Genomic DNA, 25,246 nt, shown 5'->3' with positions numbered 1-25,246 from the left:
ATTTTACAAACAGACTATGAAATCATCCTCCATTGTGCTCCGTTTCGTATCTGCCGCCCTGCTTACCGGTGCTGCAGCCTTTGTTCCCGTCATGGCCCAGTCCGGACCGGCATTCAAAACGTTGAATACCGCCCAGCCGTCAGGGTCAGCAGACAAAGTTGAAGTGATGGAATTTTTCGCCTATAGCTGCCCTCATTGTGCAGAAATGGAACCGATGGTGGAAAAATGGGCAAAAACCTTGCCTGCCAACGTCGCGTTCGTACGAGTTCCAGTCGCTTTCAATGCCGCCATGCAACCCATGCAGCAACTGTATTATTCGCTGGAAGCGTTGGATAAGCTTGATCTGCATCCGAAAGTATTCAATGCCATTCACCAGGAAGGCAAAAAACTGTTTACCAAGGCTGCCATTATCGACTGGGCTGCCAGCCAGGGCATCGACAAGGCGGCCTTTACCGCTGCATTCGATTCTTTCGGCGTGACGGCTAAGGTCAAACGTGCCGCAGAAATGACCGACACCTACGCCATTGAAGGCACGCCTTCGTTTGCCATCGGCGGAAAGTACGTGACATCTCCTGGCATGACGGGCGACTATGCGTCCAGCATCACGCAAGCGCAGAAACTGCTTGACCAGGTTCTCGCCGAGAAAAAATAAACGGCAGCAAACGCGTGCTGGATCTGCGCGCCTCGCATACTGCACGGTGTGCGACGCGTGCCGACGCCGCCCGATCGCTTGCGGGTTGTCAATGTCAAGGTGCCCGCAGCCAGATCACGCCACGGGAAAACCGGGTGCTTGGGTTTATACTGACCGTTGATCCGATCCTCTTTTCCAATTTTGCGATAATTGCGCATTATTGCAGTTCAAGAGAACGCAGTCGCGGCTACGCAATGCTTTCAAGGACGTTCATCCCGGTGTGAACGCCAATGGCCGCCTCGCCTGCGCGACCATTGAATGCAACAGGCCTGTCGGCAGCGAGATGACACATGAGCACACGCCCCCCTTTGGACACCCCTACCCTGCACGATCAGCACGGCCGCTGGCCGCAGGCTGAATCTGTCGAAGACTTCCGCCGCAATCTTGCGTCGGTTCAGGCACGCATCCAGGCCTCATGCCAGCGAGTCGGACGCGATCCGGCCAGCGTGCGTCTGCTGCCGGTAAGCAAGACCAAACCCGAGGCAAGCCTGCGCCTGGCCTATGCGGCCGGCTGCCGCCAGTTCGGCGAAAACAAGCCGCAGGAAGCTTACCGCAAGTGGGAGCAGATGGCCGACCTGACCGATCTGCACTGGTCGGTGATCGGCCATTTGCAGACGAATAAGGCCAAGCTGGTCGCGCGCTTTGCCACTGAGTTCCAGGCGCTGGACAGCCTGCGTGTGGCCGAGGCCCTGGAGCGGCGCCTGCAGGCCGAGGGCCGCGGGCTCGATGTATTCGTGCAGGTCAACACCTCGGGAGAAGCCAGCAAATATGGCCTGCCGCCAGAGGAGGTCGCCGCCTTTTTGCAGCAACTACCGGCATTTTCGGCCTTGCGTGTGCGAGGCTTGATGACGCTGGCGCTGCTGTCGGCCGAAGCCTCGCGCGTGCGCAACTGTTTCATCCTGCTGCGCGAACTGCGCGAACGACTGCGCCAGGACGCGCCTGCCAGCATCGCACTTGATGAACTATCCATGGGCATGTCGGGCGACTACGAAATTGCCATTGAAGAAGGCGCGACCGTGGTACGCGTCGGCCAGGCCATTTTCGGCGCACGCGACACGCCTGACGCCTATTACTGGCCATCAGCAGAACAAGGAGAAGCACGTTGACCGATACAGTAGAACCCGGAACGTACACCGACCAGGTATCTTCGCTGCGCCCGCTCCCGATTGACGTGGTCTCGGTCCAGTCGCAGGTCGTCTATGGCCGGGTGGGCAATAACGTGGCTGTACCCGCGCTCCAGGCACAGGGCCTGACCGTCGCCACGGTCCCGACCGTGGTCTTCAGCAACACTCCGCACTATCCCACGTTTCACGGCGGCGCTATTCCCACCGAATGGTTCAACGGGTACCTGAGCGATCTGTTCGCACGCAATGCACTGGGACAGCTGCGGGCCGTCCTGACCGGCTACATGGGTGGCCCGCAGCAGGCCCGGTTATTAGCTGAGTGGCTTGTGCGTGTCCTGAAGGCCCGTCCCGCCCTGCAGGTAGTGATCGACCCCGTCCTGGGCGATCATGACACCGGGCAGTATGTCAGCCCGGATATGGCAGACGCCTATCTGCGCCATCTGCTGCCGCTGGCCGACGGACTCACTCCCAATGGCTTCGAGCTGCAACAGCTCACGGGTGTAGTAGGATCGGATATTGATGGCGTGGTCACTGCCGCGCGTCGTTTGCTGATCGGCCGCACGCAATGGATTGTGGTCACCAGTGCGGCACCTGCCGCCTGGCCCGAAAACCAGATGCTGGTGGCCGTGGTGACGCGACATGAGCATAAGATCCTGAGCCATGCCCGCATTGATGCCTCGCCCAAGGGTACGGGTGATCTGTTCAGCGCCACCCTCACAGGCCAGTTGCTAAGCGGCGCATCGCTATTTGACGCAGCCAGTTACGCCTGTGATCAACTGATTGGCGCATTGACACTTACCCGCCAGGCGCAATCGGCCGAACTGCTGCTTCCCCCTGCCACCGGTTTTATGCCAGGCCAGGCAGCCCGGGCCGAATAGTCTTTGCCTGCTGCGCAGCAGGCGCCTGGCATGGCCATCAGGACGCTCGACGCGACACATGCCATCTCGCATCTTTATCTATCGAACGCATCTTCAGCACGTACCCGCCGCCTGGCCTTTCTCACCGATCCCGTACACTTCACAGATATCGGCGACCGAGTACGGGCGACCGTCCTTGCTCAGGCCACGCCCGCTTTGCTCAAGGCCTGCTGCAGATCGGCAATCAGGTCGTCGACAGACTCCAGGCCAATATGCAGGCGCGCCACCTGCGCATCACCATTTGCAAGATCGCCAAAGTAGGCATGGTTACGCAACGCGCCGGTATCGACCCACTGCACCAGGCTTTCGTAACCGCCCCAGGAATAACCAATACCGAACAGCGTCAATGCATTGACGAAGGTGCGCATCTGTTCGGCAGACAGGGCCAGCGCAACCGACAACAAGCCGTTTGAACCGGTGCAATCGCGCTTCCACAAATCATGACCGGCATCTTGCGGCCAGGCCGGATGGAAAATCTGTTGCACCACAGACTGCTGCGCCAGCCACTGGCAGACTGCCAGCGCATTGCGCGCATGCTGTTCCATGCGCACCGGCAGCGTACGCACCCCCCGGATGGCCAGCCAGGCATCATCTGCGCTGATGGAGAAACCCATCGCATACTGATTGGTGTCGATGGTCTTGATAAGCTCGGGGTCGTTGGCAATGACTGCGCCCAGCATCAGGTCGGAGTGCCCGGCCACATATTTGGTGCCGGCCACGATACTGACATCGGCCCCCAATGCCAGGGGCTGGTAGGCGTAGCCGGAACCCCAGGTATTGTCGGCAACCAGGATCAGCCCGTGCCGCCGGGCGAATTCAGCCAGCGCCGGCATATCCAGCATTTGCATGAGCAAAGACCCAGGCGCTTCCACATACAGTATTTTGGTGTTTGGCTTCACGTGCTGCTCCAGCGCGTGCAGGTCTTTGGCCGACGTAAAGGTGGCATCAATCCCCATGCGCTGCAGCACGGTATTGTTCAGGTGATAAACCGGCCCGTATACGCAATCGGCAGCCAGCAGGTGATCGCCCGCGCTCAGCAGCGAGAGCAGCGCCATGCTGATGGCGCCCAGGCCCGACGAGGCCAGAAAGGCGCGTTGCCCGCCTTCGAGCGCGCAGAATATATCTTCCAGGGCGGCGTGAGTTTCCATGCCCATGCGACCATAAGTGACCAGGCGTTCGCCGCGGCTTTTGCGTTTGTAGGTGTCCTCCAGGTCTTCGACCGTATTGAATCTGACTGTACTGGTACGGATAGCCGGCAGACCCACTGGCGCAACCGGATGCTGCGCGTCACACGGCGCAGTGCCCAGATGCTGTAAACGGGTATGAATGGAAGATTCAGAAGACATGGTGCGACCCTGTGGTTTATGATTCAAACAGTCAACCATTATAGCCACGTCCGATCCGGAGACATCATGATCAGCGTCGACACCGCATTCGTTTTCGCGGGTATTGCCTGCCTGCTGGCGCTCTCGCCAGGGCCCGATAATCTGTTTGTGCTGTTTCAATCCATGTTCTGGGGCTGGCGTGCCGGATTCATGATAACGCTGGGGCTGTGCACCGGCTTGCTCTGGCATACCTTCATCGTGACGATCGGCGTCGCCGCCCTGATCGCCGCATCGCAGACTGCGTTTCTGGTGCTCAAGCTGGTTGGCGCCGCCTATCTGCTCTACATGGCCTGGCAGGCATGGCACGCGCCGCCGGTCTTTGCCTCGGGCGAGACCGCCCCCTCGCGCCGCAGTGACCTGCAGTTTTACCGACGCGGCATTCTGATGAGCGCCACCAATCCCAAACTCAGTATTTTTTTCCTGGCCTTTCTGCCGCAATTTGCCCGCCCCGAGGCGGGCTCAGTCACACTGCAATTGCTGATGCTCAGCGCCATATTCATTGTGTGCGCGCTCCTGGTCTTCAACCTGGTGGCAGCCTTTTCCAGTTTTGTGGGACGTTATCTGAAGCAATCGGCACTGGCCCAGCACGTGCTCAACAAACTGGCCGCCGTGATATTTGTCGGCCTGGCGGTCAAACTGGCCACGAGCAGCAAATAAAAACGCCGGGCCTGTCGGGTGCACATCTGCCTGTTCTGCTTGATAGCCTGTGCAGCCAGTTCGTCCTGGTACCGTAATGCCGTACCGCAGCGCTGCCGTATGGCCCTGTTGCCGCAACCGCCGCCTGCCATGGCCAGCGCCTACTTCAGGCGAATATCCAGCCGGACCACGTCGCCCCGATAAATACCGTCGCCAATAAAGACAATGGTGCCATTCTGGTCAACAGCGCTGCGGTGTACATGGGCAACCGGTGCGTTCAGGGGCAGTTGCAGCAGGTCGGCCAGTTCAGGGTCAGCCGAACCCAGCGTCAATGTCTGGTGGGCTTCGACAATGTCCAGCCCGGGCAAGTCACGCAAAATGCGCATGGACGTTTTGGTTTCGAAAGCCTTGGCCGGAATACGCCGACACACCTTCTCGTCGATGAAGACTTCGCCCAGGTAATAGGGACGCCCGTTGCGCCAGTGACGGCGGTGCCAGTACTGGTAACTTTGCGCCAGCTTGCCCAACGACAGGTCGGCCGAGGACGGCATGCGCCGGTCCCTGGCTGACAGAATTTCAATACTCACCCCCTCGGGAGCGATAAGCTGACCGTCCCAGTTGGATGCCACTTCGCACCAGAACTGTTCTTGCGGCTTGCCGATAACAAAGGTGCCTTTTGCGCGATACCGCTCAATCAACTTTTCCGCTTGCAGCAAGTCCAGGGCCTGGCGTACCGTTGCGCGGGCGACCTGACATTCCTCGGCCAATTCATCAACGGTCGGAATTTGCGAGCCGACAGGCCACTGACCCGATTCGACCCGCCGCCGAAACAGGCTGGCCAGTTGTACATAGCGGGCGGCAGCGCTGCGGCTGAAATCAATTGGTGCGGTGCTGTTTCTGGTCTGCGCTTGCGTCATCTTCCTGTCCATTGTGTTGGCGCGGCCGGCCGGAAAACAAAATGCATAAGCACATTTCCACCTGCGACACCGCCATTAACTAGTGCATTATACCGAGTCATGCAGCCGGCCATGTAACCAAAGGCATATCAATCAGACTATCGTCCCTTGAACACCGGCGTCCGCTTTTCAACCACGGCTCGCACAGCCTCGCGCGCATCTTCCGAATTCATCAGTTTGGTGCTGTACTGCTGTTCAAGTTCATAGCCTTCGTCCACCGGCATGGCTTCGATCCGGTTCAAAGCCTCTTTCATGGTCACCAGGCCGATCCGGCTTTTGGACGCAATGACCTGCGCCATATCCATCGCAGTCGGCATCAGCAATCTTGGCGCAACCACCCGCTCCACAAAGCCTACGCGATGCGCTTCCCAGGCACTAATCTGTTCGCCCGTAAACGCCATATAGCGCAAGCTGCCTTGCGGCACCAGGCGACCGGTATGCGCACCGCCACCACAACGCCCGACATTAATTTCCGGCATGGAAAAAGTGGCCTTTTCCGAAGCGACGCGAATATCGCTGCTGCTGGCCAGCACACTGCCAGCGCCCAGCGCCGGCCCATTGACCGCCGCAATGACCGGAACAACACAATGGCGAATAGCATGGAATGTGGCGCGCACCACTTTGGCCCTTGCGGGATCTTCCTGCGGTGTTGCGGCCAGAAACTCCTTGAGTTCGAGTCCGGCGCAAAAGGCTTTGGTGCCCTTGGCGGTCAATACGACGACATTGATATCGTCCATGGCATTGATCGATTCAAACGTCCGGGTGATGGCCTCATAGCGCGCCAGGGTCAGGGCATTGACCGGTGGCGAGTCTAGTGTGACGATGGCGATGTTTCCCTGCTTTTCCAATTGGATTTCATTCATATTGATTTTCCTTTGCTTCAAACAATGCCAGATTCGCGTAGCTGGCGAACCTTCGCTGCGTCATAACCAAGATCAGTCAGAATTTTTTCTGTATGCTGTCCCAGCAGCGGCGGTGGCGACTCAAACTGCAGCGGCTGGTTGGTGAAATTGATCGGGCAGACGACCTGTGGCACTGCAACGCCGGCAGGATGCGGCACGCTACGCAGCATGCGACGATGCTGAACTTGCGGCTCCTGAAACACCTCGGGAATACTATTGATCGGGCCGCAAGGCACGCCGGCTGCGCTCAGGGCCGCAACCAGTTTGGCACGCGGCCAGCGGGCAAACTCTTCCTGCAACAGCGCCGTCAGTTCGGCAACGTTGCGCGCTCGCTGGGCATTGACACTGAATCGCGCATCGCTGGCCAACTCGGGCCGCTGCAGTGCATCGCATAACTTGACGAATTGCCTGTCGTTGCCGACAGCCAGAATGACATCCCCATCCTGGCAGCAATAGACATCCTGCGGCTGAATATTCGGGTGCGCATTGCCGCCGCGCCTGGGTGTGTTGCCGGACAGCAGATGATTCATGGCCTGGTTCGACAGCACAGCAGTCTGGACGTCCAGCATGGCCAGATCAATATACTCGCCTTCGCCTGTCTGCTCGCGATTGGCCAGTGCTGCCAGCACAGCCACCGCCGTATACATGCCTGTCATCAGGTCGACGATGGGGATGCCCACTTTCTGCGGCCCGCCGCCGGGCTTGTCGTCCCGCTCGCCGGTCACGCTCATCAAGCCGCCCATGGCCTGAATCAGAAAGTCGTAGGCAGCTTCGTTTTTACGAGGACCGTCCTGGCCGAAACCGGTCACCGAGCAATAGATCAGACGCGGATTCACTTGTTTCAGACTGGCGTAATCCAGACCATATTTTGCCAGCGCGCCCGTTTTGAAATTTTCAAGCACGATATCGCAGTCTTTAGCCAGATCGCGCACAATCTGCTGTCCTTCAGGGGTATCCAGGGCCACGGTGATGGATTCCTTGCCACGATTGACCGACAGATAGTAGCCGGCCTCGGCCGTGTTGTTGCCCGCACCGTCCTGTAAAAACGGAGGACCCCATGCCCGTGTATCGTCCCCCTGCCCGGGCCGTTCTACCTTGATGACCGTCGCTCCCATGTCTGCCAGCAACTGGCTCGCCCATGGCGCAGCCATGATGCGACTCAGATCCAGCACCCGTACGTGCGACAGTGGCCCGCTTTTCTGACTCATCCTTCCCTCTCCTTAAACTGGCATGACCGCTTCGGTGGTCATGCGCACCGTCAACAAACCATGACGATTTATCCTGGCGCATCGTCTGCGCCGCATGTGCCGGTATACCAACATCCGAACACGATATCGCGCTGCACCAATAGGACATAATTATAGCCTATATAGTTCAATAATACGACCTATTGACATTACATACAGAATACCCTAGCATGTTCGGTGTCCAGTGCTGCGATACCCGCCACAGCCTTAGATAGAAAAACAAACGGGCACAACACATTATTAATGAGGAACTCAATGAGACAGTCTTCCCCTATTTCGTCCCTTGCCCCTGGCGCCGGTTTGCGCATCCAGGGTGTCCTGGCAGTTGCGCTGACGTTCTGCGCCACGCTGCTGGCACCCATGCCGGCGCTGGCTGCCGACGACGCCTATCCGTCCAAGCCGATCAAGGTGACCGTACCGTTTCCACCGGGTGGCTCCAGCGATACTGCCGCGCGCATTCTGGCCGACGGCATGTCCAAGCAGTTGAAACAAACCCTGGTGGTGGAAAACCGCGCCGGTGCCGCCGGCACGATTGGCATCGCTTCGGTGGTCCGTGCCCAGCCCGATGGCTATAATCTGGGTGTAGGTCCGGTAGGCGGCACGATCATTGGCCGCCTGATCGGCATGAAAGTGCCTTATCAGCCGCAAGACGTGGTCCCCATTGCCAACATCGGCTCGCTCCCACTTGTGGTTGCCGTCAATAAGGACCTGCCGGTCAGCAATATCAAGGAACTGGTGGCGCTGGCTAAATCCAAGCCGGGTAGTCTGTCTTACGGCACTTCCGGCGCAGGCACGCCCGGCCATCTGGTATTCGAGTACTTCAAAAAAATCGCCAACCTTGACATCGTGCATATCCCGTACAAAGGCGACTCGCCGCTGACCAGCGATTTGATCGGCGGCCAGGTTCCTATCGGCATTCTGACCGGGCCGGCCGCAAAAGCGCAATTGAGCAATCCCAAGCTCAAGTTTCTGGCCGTCAGCAGTGCGCAGCGCTATCCGCAAATGGACAAGATTCCGACGCTGGTCGAAAGCGGCTATCCAGACCTGAACATCGAGATCTGGAACTTGCTGATTGCGCCTGCAAAAACCGATCCGGCCATCCTGGCGCGCCTGAACACTTCCATGAACCAGGTTCTGAAAGAACAAGACACGGTGTCTCGCCTGGATGCCCAGGGCTATCTGCCCCCGGTGCCCATGTCGCTGGAACAGGCCAAAGCGTTTGTTGAAACCGATCGCAAGAAATGGGAAACCATTGTCAAGACGACCGGCGTGACAATCGGGCAATAAAGGGCAGTAATGGACAGTAAGCCGGCCGGCCACGGAAGCTTGCGACAATAGCCGGCCGGCGCGTGACGCACGGGCAGCGTCGGTCGATAACCTGATTTTTTCGGCGATCTGATTTTTTCTGTCGCCCGCCTGTTGCAAGGCGGGCGCATCTGATGAAAGGAATGTGAATGCTGCTTGTAGATACCCCTGCCGAACTGGCAACCCATTGCGGACAATCTCTGGGCACCAGTCAGTGGTTTACCGTCACGCAGGATCAGATCGACCACTATGCGCGTCTTACCGGTGATGATCACTGGGTACATGTTGATGTTGACCGTGCGCAGCGAGAGATGCCCGAAGGCAAGACCATTGCGCACGGCTTTTTTATTCTCTCGTTGATTCCGGTGATGGCCAGGGATATTTTCAAAATCAGCCGGCGCGGCAAGGGTTTGAACTATGGCCTGAATCACTTGCGCTTTGTCAGCCCGGTGCCGGTAGGCTCGCAGGTACGGCTGCAGCAGACACTGGAAGATGCGCAACCGAAAAACGGTGGTACGCTCTTTACGTTTTCCAATACATTTGAAATAAAAGGGGAAACGCGACCCGCACTGGTCGCCACCATGCTGCTGCTTATTTATGACAACTAAAATACGGCGGGTCATACCCGGCAGCAGATGCCTCTATCGAAGCCGAAGCGTGCCAGATACGCAGCCCTGCCTGCCGCCGGCATTCGCATCAATGCACATCTACAGTAACGCGCTCAATGCCCACAGAGTATTATTCGGACCAAGGCAAATTCAGACCAAACCACGCCCCCTCGCACCTGACACGGGCAGCCGTCATTAATCTGGACAACGCTCGCCCCGTTTGCCAACACCAGCGATAACGCCAGCCGGCACAAGCAAGGCAGCCTCCCTCGAAAAAAATCGGAATACGCACCCTGCTTCATTCAATATTAAAAGAATTTGCAACCCTATGCTTGCCGGCATGCCAACGCCAGCGTGTCGCCTGGCGCGATAGCCAAGCCTGCGTGCGCGGCATGTGCTGCGGTTCAATTTCAGATAATTTTTTTCTCGCGCAACTGGGCAATGGCCGCCGGGTCCAACCCCAGTAACTCATTGAGCACCTCGTCGGTATGTTCGCTCAGAGTCGGAGGCGGACGTCGATAGCTGACCGGGGTTGCCGACAGTTTCAACGGGTTGGCAATTTGCGGGATACGGCCCGCGGTCGTATGCTGCATATGCATCAGCATATCGCGGTGCTGCAGTTGCGGATCCTCGAACACCTGGCTCAGATCGTTGATCGGCCCGCAGGGCACGTTCATGGCGTCCAGTTGATCCTGCCAATGCCGGATCGGATGCTTGGCCATCTCGGCCTGCAATAGCGGAATGAGCTCCTTCTGGTTTTGCGCGCGCAGGCGGTTCAGCACAAAACGGGGATCGTCTGCCAGCTGCGGCAACCCCAGCAGTTGTACAAACTGGCGAAACTGCGAGTCGTTGCCAACTGCGATCATGAGATAGCCATCGCTGCATTCAAAGGCCTGGTACGGGCAGGTAATGGGCGATGCCGTCCCCATGCGCTTTGGGACAATGCCCGACACCAGATAATTCATGGCGACATGCCCGATGGATGCCACCTGCGCGTCGAACAGGGCGATGTCGATATGCTGACCCTCGCCCGAAACCGCATCGCGATGATTCAGCGCTGCCAGGATACCGATAATGGCGTAAAAGCCTGCCGTCAGGTCCGACACCGCGTAGCCGACTTTTTGTGGCCCGCCCCCTGGCTCTTCTGCAGGGTTGCCAGTCAGGCTCATCAGACCGCTCATGGACTGGAATATCGGATCGTACCCGGGCCGATGGCTGTAGGGCCCGGATTGGCCGAAGCCGGTAATGGAACAATACACCAGACGCGGATTGACGGCTTTGAGCGACGCATAATCCAGACCATAACGGGCCAGATCGCCGGCCTTGAAGTTCTCGATCAGCACATCGCACTGCTTGACCAACTGGCGAATCATCTCCTGGCCTTCCGGGCTGGAGATATTGATCGTGACCGAGCGTTTGCCACGATTCATCGCCAGAAACGACGAGGTCTCGGCTGTGTCGTTGCCGGCTTCATCCCTGGCCCGGTAGCCCTGCTGCCGGACATCATCGCCGCGACCGGGGCGCTCCACTTTGATTACGTCTGCACCCAGATCGGCCAGCATCTGACCGGTCCACGGCCCGGAAAATACCCGTCCCAGGTCCAGGACCCGGATATGCGAAAGCGTTTGTGCCATGTCTACTCCAATTTCATTTCAGTTGCTATAGTCAGATGCGCCATTGAACGCGCTATTCAATGGCGATTTTCAGTTGTGTTCTCGCCATGTCCGGCGCCGCGACGTTATGCGCCACAATGTTCCGGACGGAAAACCTGTTTTTCCGGATGGAAGCAATGGCGCATGTCAACGGCTTGACCCGCGCGCTGCCGGCAAGGCTCCTGGTCATGACACTGGCAGCGCCAGCACCACCTTGGCCAGGATATTGCGCTGGATCTCGTTGGTTCCGCTGAATATCTTGGCTGCTGCGGCGTTGTAAAGGGGCATCTGCAAATCATCCACGGTCACGACCTGCTCACCGGTCTCATCAACCTGCCCCTGGCCGGTGGCCAAAAATGCGGCGGCGCCTGCCGTGCCTGCCTGTTCTCCTGCCGCATCCAGCAGCAGAAGCGATGCCTTCTCGTGCGTTTCCGTCGCCCATATTTTCAGCAGCGACACATTGGCCGGCAACGGCTCATTGCGCCGGACAATATCGGAAAACGCCGCATAGGCAGAAGACAGATCGACAATATCCATATGCAACTGGGCATACTCGGCCATGAAGGCCGGATCTTCGTTCAGCCCGGTCGCGCCGATAACCTTGTCAATCATGGCCAGCGTGTTCTGTGCATGTTTGGGGTTGCCGCTAAACAGGCGTTCGAAGCCGAGCAGCGCCTTGGAAATGGTCCACCCCTGGTTCAATTGTCCCACCAGGTTCTCTTTGGGCACTTTCACATCATCGAAGAAGATCTCGCAATATTCCTCGTCTCCGGCAATGGTGCGGATCGGCCTGACCGTGATGCCGGGCGTGCGCAGATCCACCATCAGAAAGCTGATGCCTGCCTGCTTCTTCACCTCCTTGTCGGTGCGCACCAGCATAAACATATGGCTCGCATCCTGGGCCAGCGTGGACCAGGTTTTCTGGCCATTGACAACGAAATACTCATCCTGCGCCACAGCCTCGCAGCGCAGGGATGCCAGATCGGACCCGGCGTTGGGTTCCGAATAGCCCTGCGCCCAGACATGCTCACCCGACAGGATGGCCGGCAGGTACTTTTGCTGTTGCTCCGGCGTGCCGTAGCGAATCAAAATCGGCCCCAGCATGACCAGACCCTGATCGGGCGGGCGGCCTACGCCGTAGCGTTCCTGCTCTTCGATATAGGCAATCATTTTTTCCGCAGACAATGCCATGCCGCCGTATTGCCTGGGCCATGAAGGCGCTATCCATTTCTGACGCGCCAGCGTGCGATACCAGTCGCCGATCTCGTGCCAGTGCAGGCGGCGGGTGCGATGGCGCAAGTGCTCCGGATAGTGCCCCCGATAAAAAGCACGCAACATTTGCCGGAACTCGGTTTCAGGCATCGCGTCCCAATCGCCTTCGGTGGGAAACGAAGTCCAGGTTTTTTCTGGTGCTTCCGCGTTGCCAGCGGGGTCGGCCGACCCCGCTGGCTGCTGTTGCAGCGCCTTCAAATAACGCGTCACATGAGCGCGCCGGTTGCCCAACTCGCTGGACAGCGCAATGGCTTTTTTGAGCATCAGGCCGACATCGGATTCGTCCGAATACCCCATGCCGCCATGCATTTGCACTGCCAGACGGGTCACGTGACCCGCGGCCTGTTCGGCGCGAGCCTTCAGTCGGCTGGCCTGCATGGCCAGCACAGCGGGCGTCTGCCCTGGCGCCGCAGTGATTTCCCACAGGGCAAATTCGAGCATCTGCAATTGGATATAACTGTCTACCATGCGATGCTGCAGACTTTGGAATGAACCTATCGGTTTGCCAAACTGCACCCGCACCTTCATGTATTCGAGGGTGGTATCAAAGGCGCGCCGGGCGCAGCCGAGCAATTGCGCCGACAGCGCAATCCGGGCGTAATCATTGGCTTTATCCACTGCAGCCAGCACTTGTGAGCCGCGCGCAAGCACCTGTGCCTCATCAACGGGACATGCCTGCAATTGCAGTGACCCCATGCTACCCGCATCCACCCGCCGCAAGTCGGTCAGTTGCATGCCTTCTGTGCCCGCTTGAATCCACAACAGAACATCGTCGTTCTGCTCGCGCGCCAGAATAAGCCAACCGCTGGCGCCCGTGCCGGGCGACACGCCTACAAAGCGTCCCGAAACAGCGCGCGCTGCGCCATCCCCTGACACGACCGGGCCCGGGCATGCCTGGACCTGTCCCGGGAACTGTTGCCAGGCAGTGCCGGCAACCAGGGACCCATCCGCAATCGCTGCAAGCAGGCGATCTCGCAGCGGGCTTGGCGCAAGTGAACACAGCAGCGTCACGGTTTGCACGGCCACAGCGAGCAGTGGTTCTGCCGGCAACGCGGCACCCAGTTCCTGGGCAATGGCGTTCATTTCACCCAGACCCAGACCCAACCCGCCCTGCTCCTCGGGAACCAGCACGGCCAGCCAGCCCGCTTCAGCCATTTGCTGCCAGAACGCACGGTCCAGGGTAGGCGGCTGCAATACACGCTGGCGAATGCGCTCAGCGTGATTGGTGCGTGACAGAAAATCCCTGGCGCTGTCGCCAAAGGCATCGATTTGTTGCTTGTCCAGTGACATTTACTTTCCTGCTCCCTGAGCAAATTCATACAGTTTCGATGGGTTGTTCACCCATACCTGCTGGCGAGTCGCGTCGGTGCCGAACCAGTCCCAGGCCAGCTCGATCAGCCGACCCGCATCCGGAGCCCGCTCGCCCATTCGAACGTACGGCCAATCTGATCCCCACAGCACACGGTTTACATTGGCCGCAAGCAGCGCATCGTGAAACGGCCGCACATCAGCGTAGTCCGGTGCCTGGGTCGATACCCGACACACCGACAGCTTGATCCACAAACGGTTCTCACCCAGCAACCGGCAGATCAGTTGGAACAGCGGGTCCTGCACACCCTGGGAAAGCACAACACTGGCCATATGGTCAATGACCACAGGCAGGCCCAGATCTGTCACGCGCTCCAGCCACGGCGCATAGCGCTCATACGGGCCCCACATTTGCACATGCATACCGGCAGCGCGCATGGCCGGCGCCAACGCCTCGATACTGTCAAACCCCACGCTTCCCGGAAACAGATTGCCTTGCGGATCGCGCGCTTCGATAAAGCGCAGACCGCAAATGCCGGCAGCACGCCAGGCAAGCAGCTGCTGGGCATCGGTTCCCGGCGCGGCCACGCCAATACCACGCAGTTGCGCAGGCCGTTGCGCGATAGCGTCGATGATGGCCGATACATCGGTGCCGTAAGGCGCTGGCTGCACCAGCACCCCACGCTGCATGCCGACGGTATCGAGCATGTTCAGATAACGGGCTGCGGGCGCATCCGGCGGCGCGTAGGTAGAGCGCAAGTGCAAGGGAAAATCGCCATAGGGGCCAAAGACATGGCAATGAGTATCACAACTGTCGTCGAACAACGTCACCGCGGGCGACGTTGGCATGCGCGGCATTTCCACGCTATCGGGAATGTAGTTTTCGGTCACGCCGCAATATCCTCCAGGCAGATGGCCGCCAGCGTACTCAGGGCCTGTACGCCGTCACACTGCGCTGGCACCAGGGGGCTGGCCGCGCCATCGGGCAGCGGAATTTCGTGGGCATTGAGGGTCATGGACACCATGGTGTAATAGCCCACCACGGCGGTCAGCTCGACAACGCCGGTCACATCGAACCAGGCGCGGATGCGCTCATATACAGCGGGCGCAACGGTGCCGTGCGCCAACAACTGCCGCGCAAACTCATAAACAGCGGCATCCTGCTGCTCGGTAAAACCCGGCGCCTGGCAGTGCTTGATTTCATCTGCAATTGCCTGCGGCAGGCCGGCGGACAGCGCAGCCTGCTCGTGGATATACCACTCGATCTGACTATTCCAGTGGCGCGCCGTCACCAGAATCGCCAACTCGTTCAGTCGAGGCGGCAGGCTGGTGCCAAAGCGCAGCATTTCGCCCAGCTTCTGCCAGCGCTGGGCCAGCTCAGGATTGTGCAGTACGGCGCGCAATGGTCCAACCAGCCGGCCACGCGGGCCGCTCACGATGTCGTCATAGACGGCACGCTGGGCTTCGTTCATGGTCTCTACAGTGGGAAAAGGGATACGACTCATAAATGTTCCTGGAGTTGTTGCAGTGATATCTTTTGAAAACAGAGGGCAGGCACCCTGGCAGTCAGGGAGTTTCTGCCGGTTCGGTGGCGACAACGGAAGAGCGGCGCACGAATACGTCGGCATGCCAGCGCGCCAGATCGGGCGCACGCTGGCGCCAGTTCAGATCGGCAAACCGGTAGTCAAGATAGGAAAGCGCGCAGCCAATCGTGATGGCCCCCATATCAAACTGCCCTTGCTCAATATCGTCCACGTTGTCCTGCAGAAAATTAAGCGTCGCTTCGGTTTTAAGCGCAAACGCGCTTAACCAGGCAGGCGTCTGTTTTTCTTCGGTCTTATTGCGTTCCTGGCGAAACAACAGCAGGGCATCCATGAAGCCATCGCCCAGCGCCTGCTGCCTTAACACGCGCACGCGCTGTTGCGGGTCTGCAGGAAACAACGCCAGGCCCCGTTCAGCGGCACGCCAGGCCAGATACTCACAAATGACGCGCGAATCAAACAGGCTATAACCATCGTCAAGCACCAGCGTGGGCAGCTTGATCAGCGGATTGTCGGGAAGCAATGTCAGATTCGGCTCGGCCATGGCAACCGGCGTGCGAACCAGCTCAACGGCGTCAGCCTGGCCGGTTTCGTGAAGAACGATCATTACTTTGCGCACGAACGGCGAGCGGGGTGACCAATGCAGTTTCATCATGTCTCTTGATAGTTAAGTTGCAATTTTCAGGCGTCCTGCGGTTGGTCAGGACACGGCTTTTTTATAGGGGATACGGGCCAGCTGGAAGGCATCCCTGGTATGCGAATACCAGCCGGCGCCATGCATGCGTCCGACCAGGTCCAGCTTATTGCCGTCGATATAGCATTTGTCTGCGTCAATCACGGCGGCATCATCCACGTGCAGGCCTTCGACCCGGGCAAGCAAAATGATGCGTTTGCTATCGACATCAATTTCCTTCCACAACCGGCATTCCAGCGCCACAGGGCTGCCGGCAATCCGGCCTGGCTTGATCTTTTCCGAAGGCAGCGTAGCCAGTCCAGCTTCCCGCAGCTCATCAATGTGAAAGGGATACTCGGTGGCGGTGATGTTCATGGCGTCCATCAGCGAGGCCGGCACCAGATTGATAACAAACTCGCCAGTGCGTTCAATATTGCGCAGGCTGTCTTTCTTTTCGTCACCATGATGACCAATGCCAAGCGCCACGACAGGCGGATCACCGGACAGCACGTTAAAAAAAGAAAACGGCGCAGCATTGTAGGCGCCGTCCTCAGCCTGGGTGACCACCCAGGCGATGGGGCGCGGCAGCACGACGCTCCCCATCAGTTTGTAGGTATTTTTTCCTTCCAGTGCCTGCATATCGAAATACATTATTTGTCTCCGTGTGTGCCAAAGTCATGGTTTTGCCCGACGCCAGGGTCACATTGGTGAATGCCGCAAGTGTGAATGTGTCATGATGAATGTTAATGGCGAAAAAACAAAAGGCGAAAAAGCCATACTTATGACCTTTAAAATATAACATCAATCCCGCGCCTGAACAAGCGTCAAGGCGGCAGGAAAGACTTAAAGCAGAAAACGTGTTGACAATGCGCTACCGACCGGCTCGTGCAACGTATCCAGAACGCGCGACACGCCGGCCCGTGTCATGGCCTGGAAGGTGCCCGGACACGCGCGCCGAATTTATCCATCTGATACGAAACGAGCGACCTCGTGTCAAGCCGACAGCAGCCGGGCCTTTGAACTAGGCTGTTGCAGAGAACCTCAGCACACCGTTGTCGTCCTCAGTGCGTGTCAGTTTACCCTCGTGATAAAGCGTATGCAGATGGGCCAACGCCTCACCCATGGCAAATGTCATTTGATGCAGATCCAGCTTGCGCTTGAACATCAGCGGCACCACGTCCGACGCCGACATCGGTTTCTCACGACACCATTGCAGTACTTCGGCCAGCCGTTCGGCATGGTGGGCGTGCTGCTGGCGAAGCCGCTCATGCAGGCCCTTGAACGGTCGGCCATGCGAAGGCAGCACCAGGGTATCTTCGGCCAGCGGTTCGTAGCTGTCCAGCGATTGCAGATACAGCTTCAAAGGATCCGAGTCGGGTTCATGATCGAAGACACTGACGTTGGTCGAGATGCGCGGCAGCACCATGTCGCCGGAAATCAGCACCTTGAGTTCCGGACAATACAGGCTGATGTGTTCCGGCGCATGACCGTAGCCCGCAATGAACTCCCACACGCGGCCACCGATGTGCAGGCGCTCTCCGCCCAGCATTCGCACGAAACGCCGCGGCATGCCTTCAACCAGCGAAGGATAGTAGCCGGCGCGCTGGCGGATCTGCTCCTGCGCATTCGCATCGGTCAGACCATGGCGCGCAAAATGCGCAACCGCCACATCGCCTCCGGTGCCCGCGCCGCCTGCCGGGCGTGACGACCAGAGCGATGCCACGTAAAAGTCAGTCATGCTCATATGCAGCGGTGCGTTCCAGCGTTCACAGATCCATGCAGCCAGACCGGTATGATCGGGGTGCATATGGGTGACAACCAGGCGCAGGACCGGCAGGCCTTCCAGCGCGTTTTCAAAAATGGTTTCCCACAACGCCTTGACTTCGGGCTTGGCAATGCCGGTATCCACTACCGTCCAGCCCTGGCGGCCATCGACCTCATCCCTGAGCAACCATAAGTTGATATGATCCAATGCAAACGGCAGGGGCATGCGAATCCATTTGACGCCGGGGGCAATTTCTCTGGCCTGCCCCGGTTGTGGCAACTCATCGCCGAAGGGATAATCCAGTCTTGCTTCAAGTTCGTTCATGCGTACCGCTCCTCATTGACATTTGGTTTTAATTCATAGATCATAGTTTACGTTAACGTAAACATGCAAGTCCGAATCCCTTTTCCGGCTGCTTTGCCTCCATGAACCCACGCACCTGGTCTATTTCCGAACTCGCGGAAGAATTCAATATCACGCCGCGAACGCTTCGTTTCTACGAAGATCACCGCATTGTCAATCCCATCCGGGACGGACAAAAGCGTATCTATACCCATCGGGACCGGACGCGCCTGAAGCTGGCGTTGCGTGGCAAACGACTGGGACTGCAATTGTCCGAAATCTGCTCGCTTATCGGCATGTACGAGGGCCCTGGCAGTACGCAGCCGCAATTGCAAAGCTACCTGACCATCCTCACCCGCCACAAACTGCAATTGATGCAGCAAAAGCAGGACCTGGACCAGACCCTGGCGGAAATCGACGAACAGGAAAAAAACTGCCTGAAACTGCTGAGCGAAGTGGACGCTGCCGCTGCGTCAAAGTGAGCGCATAAGCCCTCCGGCGCAGGCAGGCGCCACTGCTATGGGAGCCCGGATAGGCTACGGCAACCACAGTCAGGATGCCTCGCTTGAGTTTGACGGAAAAATCATTACCACCCGTACCTGGCAGGAACGTGTAGATACGCTGCGCGCGTCGCCCATCCTGCCTATTGAAATACACCAGAAATACACCGCCGGCTTACGGGTTTATACTGATCGGTCTCTTATTGACGTTTACGTAAACGTAATGATATATTAAGCGCTTATTCCGGACTGGTGCGATACCCATGATCAGTGGGCAATTTCCACACTGGCGATTACCCTTGTTTACCCACTTCGGTCATCAAGCCGTGATCCGGTTCACGTAAACTTATATCTGTCAGTGCGGCCTTATTCTGTGGGTCCACTCACACACCACAACGACGGAGACTTTTCATGACGCTTCCCGGTTTGAATTTTGATCTGGGCCAGGATCTGGATATGTTGCGCGATGCCGTAGCCGATTTTGCCAAGGCAGAAATCGCCCCACGTGCTGCCCAGCTGGATCGCGACGACCAATTCCCCATGGACCTGTGGAAAAAATTCGGTGATCTGGGCGTGCTTGGCATGACGGTCAGTGAAGAATATGGCGGCGCCAACCTTGGCTATCTGGCTCATATGATCGTCATGGAAGAGTTTTCGCGTGCCAGCGCCTCGGTGGCCCTGTCCTACGGCGCTCACTCCAACCTGTGCGTCAACCAGTTGCATCGCAACGGCACCGAAGCGCAAAAGCAAAAATACCTGCCCAAACTCATCAGCGGCGAGCATATCGGCGCACTGGCCATGAGCGAACCGGGTGCCGGTTCCGATGTGGTCAGCATGAAACTGCGCGCCGAGAAAAAAGGCGACCGCTATGTGCTCAATGGCACCAAAATGTGGATTACCAACGGCCCGGATGCAGATACCCTGGTGGTGTACGCCAAAACCGACCCACAGGCCAATGCCAAAGGCATCACCGCCTTTATCATCGAAAAAGGCTTCAAGGGGTTTTCCGTCGCCCAGAAACTGGACAAACTGGGCATGCGCGGCAGCCATACCGGCGAACTGGTGTTTGAAAACTGTGAAGTCCCCGAAGAAAATATACTGGGCCAGCTCAACGGCGGCGTAAAGGTACTCATGAGCGGGCTCGATTACGAGCGCGCCGTGCTGGCCGGCGGGCCGCTGGGCATCATGCAGGCCGTGATGGATATCACCGTGCCCTATGTGCATGAGCGCCAGCAGTTTGGCCAGGCTATCGGCCAGTTCCAGCTGATTCAGGGGAAAATGGCCGATTTGTACACTACGCTGCAGGCAAGCCGGGCCTTTTGCTACACCGTCGGCAAACACCTGGATCGCCTGGGCGACGGCCATGTGCGCGAAGTGCGCAAAGATTGCGCCGCCGTTATCCTGTATTGCGCAGAAAAAGCCACCTGGATGGCCGGCGAAGGCATCCAGATCCTGGGCGGCAACGGTTACATCAACGAGTACCCCACGGGACGTCTGTGGCGCGATGCCAAGCTGTACGAAATCGGCGCCGGCACCAGCGAAATCCGCCGCATGCTCATCGGACGTGAGCTGTTCAACGAAACACGCTAGTCATTTGGCCCGGTCGGCGAACCGGGCCGCTAGCTGCAAGACAAAAGACACATGACTATGCCGCTCACCGCAGATCATCAGCAAGTCCGACAAGTCGATCCGCCCGTGCCGGAACCTTCTGCCCTGGCCGCCGAAATCCTGGCCGGCTTCAACCGGCACTATTCGCTGTTTCGCTTTGTCGCGCAACGGGCCAAAGCGCTGTTTGAGTCACACGACTGGCATGGCATGCAGCGGGTCAACCGCGAGCGGATAGACTACTACGACACGCGGGTGCGCGAATGCACACGACAGATCACCCAGTTGCTGGACAGGACCCGCATGGCCATGCAGGATCCGACGGTCAGCGGCGCCTTTACCGAAGAACAAAGCCAGTACTGGCAGGATATCAAGCAAGCCTATACGCAACTGCTGCTGGAGCATAGCCAGCCCGAGTGTGCAGAAACCTTCTTCAATTCGGTATGCAGCCGGATCATGCACCGCGACTATTTTCATAACGACTTCCTGTTCGTGCGCCCCGCCGTTGCCACCGATTACATTGATGCCCAGGGCAGTTCCTATCGCGTTTACTACCCTCACACGCACGGCATTGTATCCACGGTTATCGACATGGTGGCCGACTTCGGGCTGGCCCTGCCTTACCATGACCTGCCCGCAGATGCCCGCCTGCTTGCCCGTCGCGCCGTCAGCGTGCTGCGTAGGGAGATCATCAAAACTGGCGGTTCGCGCATTGCGCCCGACTGTCAGATTCATGTGCTGCGCAGTCTGTTTTTCCGTAACAAGGGCGCCTATATCATAGGTCGCTTCATCAACAACGGACAGCTCTATCCGTTTTCCATTCCACTGCTGCATACGCCGGCCCACGAAGTGAGGTTGCATGCACTGCTGCATACCCGCGCCGATATCAGCACGCTGTTCAGTTTTACCCGTGCCTATTTTCTGGTAGACATGGAAACGCCCTCCTCGTACGTCTCGTTCCTGCACACGCTGATGCCAGCCAAACCCAAGGCAGAACTGTATACGGCTATCGGGCTGCAGAAACAGGGCAAGACCCTGTTCTACCGCGACTTCCTGCATCACCTCACGCATTCGACCGATACTTTCGACATTGCCCCGGGTATCGAAGGAATGGTGATGACCGTATTTACACTGGGCTCCTATCCCTATGTGTTCAAGCTCATCCGCGACAAGATCCGCAAGGACGGGATGGTGCACAAGACCGTTCGCCAGAAATACCAGATGGTCAAACTGCATGATCGGGTCGGACGCATGGCAGATACCTGGGAGTATTCACAAGTTGCCCTGCCGCTACATCGGTTTTCCGATGCCTTGCTCAAAGAGCTGCGCACCGAAGTGCCCAGTCTGATCGAAGAGACCGACAGTGCCATCATCTTTCGACATGTCTATATCGAACGCCGCATGACGCCGCTGAACCTGTATCTGAACCGGGCCAGCGATGCTGCACTTGAAGACGCCGTCAAAGGCTACGGGGATGCCATCGCTGAATTGGCTGCGGCCAATATTTTTGCAGGCGATATGCTGTACAAGAATTTCGGTGTCACCCGTCTGGGCCGCGTCGTGTTTTATGACTATGACGAAATACAGCCGATCACCGAGATGGTTTTCCGAAGGATTCCACCGGCCCCCAACGAAGAAGCCGAAATGTCCGACGAGCCCTGGTACGCCGTTCACGCCAATGACGTGTTTCCCGAGGAATTCGAACGATTCCTGCTGGGCGACCCCCGCGTGCGGCGGGCATTCCTGAAACACCATGCCCAACTGCTGGACTACCAATGGTGGCAGAACCGGCAGAACCGGGTGGCGTCCGGTAAAATCGAAGATATCTTTCCCTACCCCGCCGAGCGCTGTCTGCATCGTGCAGACGTGCCGCGGCAACATAATTCATTAAAGGAATCGACATGAATGATCCTATCGTAATCGTTTCTGCTGCCCGCACGCCCATGGGTGCCATGACGGGCAGCCTTTCCGGGCTGGCTGCACATGAACTGGGCGCCACCGCCATCCGCGCCGCCGTAGAGCGGGCGGGCATCAAGGCCGACGACGTCCAGGAAGTGATCATGGGCAACGTCCTGCAGGCAGGACAGGGCCAGGCACCGGCACGCCAGGCAGCACTGGGCGGCGGGTTGCCTAAAAGCGTGGCATGCACCACCATCCATAAAGTCTGCGGCTCGGGCCTGAAAGCGGCCATGCTTGCGCATGACCTGCTGCTGGCCGGCAGTGCCGAGGTCGTGGTTGCCGGCGGCCAGGAAAGCATGAGCAACGCCCCGTATCTGTTGCTCAAAGGCCGCCAGGGCTATCGCTATGGTCACTCTACCGTCTATGATCATATGGCGCTGGACGGACTGGAAGACGCCTATGAGCGCGGTACCGCCATGGGCGTTTTTGCTGAAAAATGCGCTGATAAATACACCTTTAGTCGCCAGGACCAGGACGCGTTTTCCATCGAGTCACTCAAGCGCGCCAATGCCGCCATTGCCGATGGCAGCTTCGAATGGGAAATTGCCCCCGTGACCGTCAGTGGCCGGGGCGGCGACACCATTGTCAGTACCGATGAATCGCCCGGCAAGGCCAAGCCCGAGAAAATTCCCGCCCTCAAGCCTGCTTTCAAAAAAGACGGCTCGGTCACGGCGGCAAACTCGTCATCCATTTCCGATGGCGCGGCAGCACTGGTCATCATGCGTGAGTCCACCGCAAAAAAACTGGGGGCAACGCCTATCGCGCGTATTGTGGGCCATTCCCAGCACTCTCATGAACCCGAGTGGTTTACCACTGCGCCGGTCAGCGCCATCAAAAAACTGCTGGACAAGCTTTCATGGAGCAAAGACGACGTTGACCTATACGAAATCAACGAAGCGTTCGCCGTAGTAACCATGGCCGCCATGAAAGAGCTGGAACTGGATCACGCCAAAGTCAATATCCATGGCGGCGCCACTGCGCTGGGCCATCCTATCGGTGCATCCGGCGCACGCATTCTGACCACATTGCTTGGCGCGCTGCGCAAGACCAAAGGAAAACGCGGCGTGGCTTCTTTGTGCATCGGTGGCGGAGAAGCTGTGGCGCTGGCCGTCGAAATGATCTGACCTTGTGGTTTATCCGTGTCGGGCAGCAATCTGCCCGGCACGGCTCACACCCAACCATCCACCCTGTTGCTCGCGCCGGTCGGCACGCAGCTGCCGGCCACTTGCATGGAAATGTTTTATGCCCGTTATCACCTCAAAAATAAATGCCCGTTCCGCAGGCTTTCTGGAAAACGCCCAAGCAATGCAGCAACAGATTGATGATCTGAAGCAGCACCTGGAAAAAACCGCGCAGGGTGGCGGCGAAACCGCCCGCGCCAAACACGTGGCACGCGGCAAACTGCTGCCACGCGACCGTGTTGAACGACTGCTGGATCCCGGTTCGCCCTTTCTCGAACTCTCGCCCATGGCAGCGCACGGGATGTATGAGGGCGACGCGCCCGGCGCCGGCGTCATTACCGGCATCGGCCGGGTCAATGGCATCGAGTGCGTTATCGTATGCAACGATGCCACGGTCAAGGGCGGCACGTACTACCCCATGACGGTCAAGAAGCATCTGCGGGCCCAGGAAATCGCCCAGCAAAATCGCCTGCCCTGCATTTATCTGGTGGATTCGGGTGGCGCCAACCTGCCGCGCCAGGACATGGTGTTCCCGGATCGCGATCATTTCGGACGCATTTTTTACAATCAGGCGGTCATGTCCTCCATGGGCATTGCACAAATTGCCGTTGTCATGGGCTCATGCACGGCCGGCGGCGCCTATGTGCCTGCCATGAGCGATGAATCCATCATCGTCAAAAACCAGGGCACCATCTTTCTGGGCGGCCCGCCACTGGTAAAAGCGGCAACGGGCGAGGTCGTCACTGCCGAAGACCTGGGCGGCGGCGATGTGCACACGCGCCTGTCGGGCGTGGTGGATCATCTGGCCAACAGCGACCTGCATGCCCTGCAGCTGGCACGCGACACGGTGGCGCGCTTAAATATCAAAAAGAACATACCCCTTAAACTGCAAGCGGTGCGTGAGCCCCTGTACGATCCTGCGGAACTGAACGGCATCATTCCGGCCGATACCCGCAAGCCTTACGACGTTCGCGAAGTGATTGCGCGCATTGTCGACGGATCCGAATTCGATGAGTTCAAGGCGCGCTTTGGCACCACGCTGATTACCGGCTTTGCCCATCTGCATGGCATGCCGGTCGGCATCATTGCCAATAACGGCATTCTGTTTTCCGAAGCGGCGCAAAAAGGCGCACACTTTATTGAACTGTGCTGCCAGCGCAAGATCCCGCTTATCTTTTTGCAGAACATTACTGGTTTTATGGTGGGTCGCAAATACGAAAACGAAGGCATTGCCCGTCACGGCGCCAAAATGGTCACCGCCGTGTCCACCGCGTCAGTCCCCAAGATCACCGTCCTCATTGGCGGCTCTTTCGGTGCCGGCAACTACGGCATGTGCGGCCGCGCCTTCAATCCGCGCATGCTCTTCATGTGGCCCAATGCCCGTATCTCGGTCATGGGCGGCGAGCAGGCGGCCAGCGTGCTGTCTACGATCCGCCGCGATGGCATCGAGGCCAAGGGCGGCAGTTGGTCTGCCGACGAAGAAGAACTATTCAAGGCCCCGATTCGCGATCAGTACGAACGCGAAGGTCACCCTTACTATGCCACTGCACGCCTGTGGGATGACGGCATCATCCAGCCTGCCGACACCCGCCGGGTGCTGGCGCTGAGCCTGTCCGCAGCCCTGAACGCCCCGATAGAAGACACCCGTTTCGGCGTGTTCCGCATCTGACCGGAGAC

Annotated in this window: 23 protein-coding genes; 12 read left to right on the top strand and 11 right to left on the bottom strand. The window is 58.3% G+C overall.

Annotated features, from left to right (window positions below; all coding sequences use genetic code 11):
• Nucleotides 1–16: 16 nt before the first annotated feature.
• The 3 genes from INT32_RS08350 to pdxK all read left to right on the top strand — a co-directional run bounded on the left by INT32_RS08350 (nt 17) and on the right by pdxK (nt 2,693).
• Nucleotides 17–652: a thiol:disulfide interchange protein DsbA/DsbL gene (locus INT32_RS08350; protein WP_193088265.1), complete on the top strand. Its 636-nt coding sequence runs from the start codon at nt 17–19 to the stop codon at nt 650–652.
• Nucleotides 653–981: 329 nt separating this feature from the next.
• Complete coding sequence (locus INT32_RS08345; RefSeq protein ID WP_193088264.1) at nt 982–1,797, top strand: YggS family pyridoxal phosphate-dependent enzyme; 816 nt, start codon at nt 982–984, stop codon at nt 1,795–1,797.
• Complete coding sequence (gene pdxK, locus INT32_RS08340; protein ID WP_193088263.1) at nt 1,794–2,693, top strand: pyridoxine/pyridoxal/pyridoxamine kinase; 900 nt, start codon at nt 1,794–1,796, stop codon at nt 2,691–2,693. The genes INT32_RS08345 and pdxK overlap by 4 nt, the downstream gene beginning before the upstream one ends.
• Before the next feature lie 179 nt (nt 2,694–2,872).
• On the opposite strand, the gene metC is transcribed toward pdxK, so the two are convergent.
• Nucleotides 2,873–4,078: a cystathionine beta-lyase gene (gene metC, locus INT32_RS08335; RefSeq protein WP_193088262.1), complete on the bottom strand. Its 1,206-nt coding sequence runs from the start codon at nt 4,076–4,078 to the stop codon at nt 2,873–2,875.
• A 66-nt stretch (nt 4,079–4,144) separates the two neighbouring features.
• Between metC and INT32_RS08330 the strand changes: the two genes are divergently transcribed.
• Nucleotides 4,145–4,774 carry a LysE family translocator gene (locus tag INT32_RS08330; RefSeq protein WP_193088261.1) on the top strand — a complete coding sequence of 210 codons (630 nt, stop codon included), beginning with the start codon at nt 4,145–4,147 and terminating at the stop codon, nt 4,772–4,774.
• 140 nt (nt 4,775–4,914) lie between these two features.
• Here the strand turns inward: INT32_RS08330 and INT32_RS08325 are convergent, their stop codons facing one another.
• The 3 genes from INT32_RS08325 to INT32_RS08315 all read right to left on the bottom strand — a co-directional run bounded on the left by INT32_RS08325 (nt 4,915) and on the right by INT32_RS08315 (nt 7,819).
• Nucleotides 4,915–5,670 carry a GntR family transcriptional regulator gene (locus tag INT32_RS08325; protein WP_193088260.1) on the bottom strand — a complete coding sequence of 252 codons (756 nt, stop codon included), beginning with the start codon at nt 5,668–5,670 and terminating at the stop codon, nt 4,915–4,917.
• Nucleotides 5,671–5,807: 137 nt separating this feature from the next.
• Entirely contained in the window at nt 5,808–6,572 is a 765-nt protein-coding gene (locus INT32_RS08320; protein WP_193088259.1) for an enoyl-CoA hydratase-related protein, read from the bottom strand.
• A gap of 17 nt (nt 6,573–6,589) precedes the next feature.
• Nucleotides 6,590–7,819 carry a CaiB/BaiF CoA-transferase family protein gene (locus INT32_RS08315; RefSeq protein WP_193088258.1) on the bottom strand — a complete coding sequence of 410 codons (1,230 nt, stop codon included), beginning with the start codon at nt 7,817–7,819 and terminating at the stop codon, nt 6,590–6,592.
• A gap of 294 nt (nt 7,820–8,113) precedes the next feature.
• Between INT32_RS08315 and INT32_RS08310 the strand changes: the two genes are divergently transcribed.
• Both INT32_RS08310 and INT32_RS08305 read left to right on the top strand, forming a co-directional pair.
• Complete coding sequence (locus INT32_RS08310; RefSeq protein ID WP_193088257.1) at nt 8,114–9,145, top strand: tripartite tricarboxylate transporter substrate binding protein; 1,032 nt, start codon at nt 8,114–8,116, stop codon at nt 9,143–9,145.
• A 167-nt stretch (nt 9,146–9,312) separates the two neighbouring features.
• Nucleotides 9,313–9,771 (top strand): MaoC family dehydratase, encoded by a 459-nt coding sequence (locus INT32_RS08305; RefSeq protein ID WP_193088256.1) that lies wholly within the window; start codon nt 9,313–9,315, stop codon nt 9,769–9,771.
• 410 nt (nt 9,772–10,181) lie between these two features.
• Here INT32_RS08305 and INT32_RS08300 read toward each other — a convergent pair whose 3' ends face one another.
• From INT32_RS08300 to INT32_RS08270, 7 genes are all read right to left on the bottom strand, one after another.
• Complete coding sequence (locus tag INT32_RS08300) at nt 10,182–11,405, bottom strand: CaiB/BaiF CoA-transferase family protein (protein WP_193088255.1); 1,224 nt, start codon at nt 11,403–11,405, stop codon at nt 10,182–10,184.
• Between the two features lie 204 nt (nt 11,406–11,609).
• Nucleotides 11,610–13,985: an acyl-CoA dehydrogenase gene (locus INT32_RS08295; RefSeq protein ID WP_193088254.1), complete on the bottom strand. Its 2,376-nt coding sequence runs from the start codon at nt 13,983–13,985 to the stop codon at nt 11,610–11,612.
• Nucleotides 13,986–14,894 carry an amidohydrolase family protein gene (locus tag INT32_RS08290; RefSeq protein WP_193088253.1) on the bottom strand — a complete coding sequence of 303 codons (909 nt, stop codon included), beginning with the start codon at nt 14,892–14,894 and terminating at the stop codon, nt 13,986–13,988.
• A complete protein-coding gene (locus tag INT32_RS08285; protein WP_193088252.1) occupies nt 14,891–15,508 on the bottom strand; it encodes a carboxymuconolactone decarboxylase family protein in 618 nt (205 codons plus the stop codon). The genes INT32_RS08290 and INT32_RS08285 overlap by 4 nt, the downstream gene beginning before the upstream one ends.
• Before the next feature lie 61 nt (nt 15,509–15,569).
• Complete coding sequence (locus INT32_RS08280) at nt 15,570–16,196, bottom strand: glutathione S-transferase family protein (protein WP_193088288.1); 627 nt, start codon at nt 16,194–16,196, stop codon at nt 15,570–15,572.
• Nucleotides 16,197–16,244: 48 nt separating this feature from the next.
• Nucleotides 16,245–16,868: a flavin reductase family protein gene (locus INT32_RS08275; protein WP_193088251.1), complete on the bottom strand. Its 624-nt coding sequence runs from the start codon at nt 16,866–16,868 to the stop codon at nt 16,245–16,247.
• 370 nt (nt 16,869–17,238) lie between these two features.
• Nucleotides 17,239–18,306, bottom strand: a complete 1,068-nt coding sequence (locus INT32_RS08270; protein WP_193088250.1) for an MBL fold metallo-hydrolase — start codon at nt 18,304–18,306, stop codon at nt 17,239–17,241.
• 101 nt (nt 18,307–18,407) lie between these two features.
• Between INT32_RS08270 and INT32_RS08265 the strand changes: the two genes are divergently transcribed.
• The 6 genes from INT32_RS08265 (at nt 18,408) to INT32_RS08240 (ending at nt 25,238) form a co-directional block, all read left to right on the top strand.
• Nucleotides 18,408–18,806, top strand: coding sequence for a MerR family DNA-binding transcriptional regulator (locus tag INT32_RS08265; RefSeq protein ID WP_193088249.1), 399 nt, complete (start codon nt 18,408–18,410; stop codon nt 18,804–18,806).
• A 37-nt stretch (nt 18,807–18,843) separates the two neighbouring features.
• Entirely contained in the window at nt 18,844–19,059 is a 216-nt protein-coding gene (locus INT32_RS08260) for a hypothetical protein (RefSeq protein WP_193088248.1), read from the top strand.
• Between the two features lie 176 nt (nt 19,060–19,235).
• Nucleotides 19,236–20,414 (top strand): isovaleryl-CoA dehydrogenase, encoded by a 1,179-nt coding sequence (locus INT32_RS08255; protein ID WP_193088247.1) that lies wholly within the window; start codon nt 19,236–19,238, stop codon nt 20,412–20,414.
• Nucleotides 20,415–20,471: 57 nt separating this feature from the next.
• Nucleotides 20,472–22,334, top strand: coding sequence for a bifunctional isocitrate dehydrogenase kinase/phosphatase (gene aceK / locus INT32_RS08250; protein WP_193088287.1), 1,863 nt, complete (start codon nt 20,472–20,474; stop codon nt 22,332–22,334).
• Nucleotides 22,331–23,512: an acetyl-CoA C-acyltransferase gene (locus INT32_RS08245; RefSeq protein WP_193088246.1), complete on the top strand. Its 1,182-nt coding sequence runs from the start codon at nt 22,331–22,333 to the stop codon at nt 23,510–23,512. The genes aceK and INT32_RS08245 overlap by 4 nt, the downstream gene beginning before the upstream one ends.
• Nucleotides 23,513–23,630: 118 nt before the next feature.
• Nucleotides 23,631–25,238, top strand: coding sequence for a carboxyl transferase domain-containing protein (locus INT32_RS08240; protein ID WP_193088245.1), 1,608 nt, complete (start codon nt 23,631–23,633; stop codon nt 25,236–25,238).
• Nucleotides 25,239–25,246 lie beyond the last annotated feature (8 nt).

The sequence above is a fragment of the Advenella sp. FME57 genome, from assembly GCF_014897675.1.
In the GTDB taxonomy this organism is placed as follows: domain Bacteria; phylum Pseudomonadota; class Gammaproteobacteria; order Burkholderiales; family Burkholderiaceae_B; genus Advenella.
Note: the sequence above shows the minus strand (reverse complement) of the source record. Positions and strands in the feature narration are given on the sequence as shown.

Excerpts from the sequence above, each read along its gene's own strand:
- INT32_RS08350 (WP_193088265.1), top strand. The coding sequence starts at position 17 with ATGAAATCATCCTCCATTGTGCTCCGTTTCGTATCTGCCGCCCTGCTT.
- INT32_RS08345 (WP_193088264.1), top strand. The coding sequence starts at position 982 with ATGAGCACACGCCCCCCTTTGGACACCCCTACCCTGCACGATCAGCAC.
- metC (WP_193088262.1), bottom strand. The coding sequence starts at position 4,078 with ATGTCTTCTGAATCTTCCATTCATACCCGTTTACAGCATCTGGGCACT.
- INT32_RS08330 (WP_193088261.1), top strand. The coding sequence starts at position 4,145 with ATGATCAGCGTCGACACCGCATTCGTTTTCGCGGGTATTGCCTGCCTG.
- INT32_RS08325 (WP_193088260.1), bottom strand. The coding sequence starts at position 5,670 with ATGACGCAAGCGCAGACCAGAAACAGCACCGCACCAATTGATTTCAGC.
- INT32_RS08320 (WP_193088259.1), bottom strand. The coding sequence starts at position 6,572 with ATGAATGAAATCCAATTGGAAAAGCAGGGAAACATCGCCATCGTCACA.
- INT32_RS08315 (WP_193088258.1), bottom strand. The coding sequence starts at position 7,819 with ATGAGTCAGAAAAGCGGGCCACTGTCGCACGTACGGGTGCTGGATCTG.
- INT32_RS08310 (WP_193088257.1), top strand. The coding sequence starts at position 8,114 with ATGAGACAGTCTTCCCCTATTTCGTCCCTTGCCCCTGGCGCCGGTTTG.
- INT32_RS08305 (WP_193088256.1), top strand. The coding sequence starts at position 9,313 with ATGCTGCTTGTAGATACCCCTGCCGAACTGGCAACCCATTGCGGACAA.
- INT32_RS08300 (WP_193088255.1), bottom strand. The coding sequence starts at position 11,405 with ATGGCACAAACGCTTTCGCATATCCGGGTCCTGGACCTGGGACGGGTA.
- INT32_RS08295 (WP_193088254.1), bottom strand. The coding sequence starts at position 13,985 with ATGTCACTGGACAAGCAACAAATCGATGCCTTTGGCGACAGCGCCAGG.
- INT32_RS08285 (WP_193088252.1), bottom strand. The coding sequence starts at position 15,508 with ATGAGTCGTATCCCTTTTCCCACTGTAGAGACCATGAACGAAGCCCAG.
- INT32_RS08280 (WP_193088288.1), bottom strand. The coding sequence starts at position 16,196 with ATGAAACTGCATTGGTCACCCCGCTCGCCGTTCGTGCGCAAAGTAATG.
- INT32_RS08275 (WP_193088251.1), bottom strand. The coding sequence starts at position 16,868 with ATGTATTTCGATATGCAGGCACTGGAAGGAAAAAATACCTACAAACTG.
- INT32_RS08270 (WP_193088250.1), bottom strand. The coding sequence starts at position 18,306 with ATGAACGAACTTGAAGCAAGACTGGATTATCCCTTCGGCGATGAGTTG.
- INT32_RS08265 (WP_193088249.1), top strand. The coding sequence starts at position 18,408 with ATGAACCCACGCACCTGGTCTATTTCCGAACTCGCGGAAGAATTCAAT.
- INT32_RS08260 (WP_193088248.1), top strand. The coding sequence starts at position 18,844 with ATGGGAGCCCGGATAGGCTACGGCAACCACAGTCAGGATGCCTCGCTT.
- INT32_RS08255 (WP_193088247.1), top strand. The coding sequence starts at position 19,236 with ATGACGCTTCCCGGTTTGAATTTTGATCTGGGCCAGGATCTGGATATG.
- aceK (WP_193088287.1), top strand. The coding sequence starts at position 20,472 with ATGCCGCTCACCGCAGATCATCAGCAAGTCCGACAAGTCGATCCGCCC.
- INT32_RS08245 (WP_193088246.1), top strand. The coding sequence starts at position 22,331 with ATGAATGATCCTATCGTAATCGTTTCTGCTGCCCGCACGCCCATGGGT.
- INT32_RS08240 (WP_193088245.1), top strand. The coding sequence starts at position 23,631 with ATGCCCGTTATCACCTCAAAAATAAATGCCCGTTCCGCAGGCTTTCTG.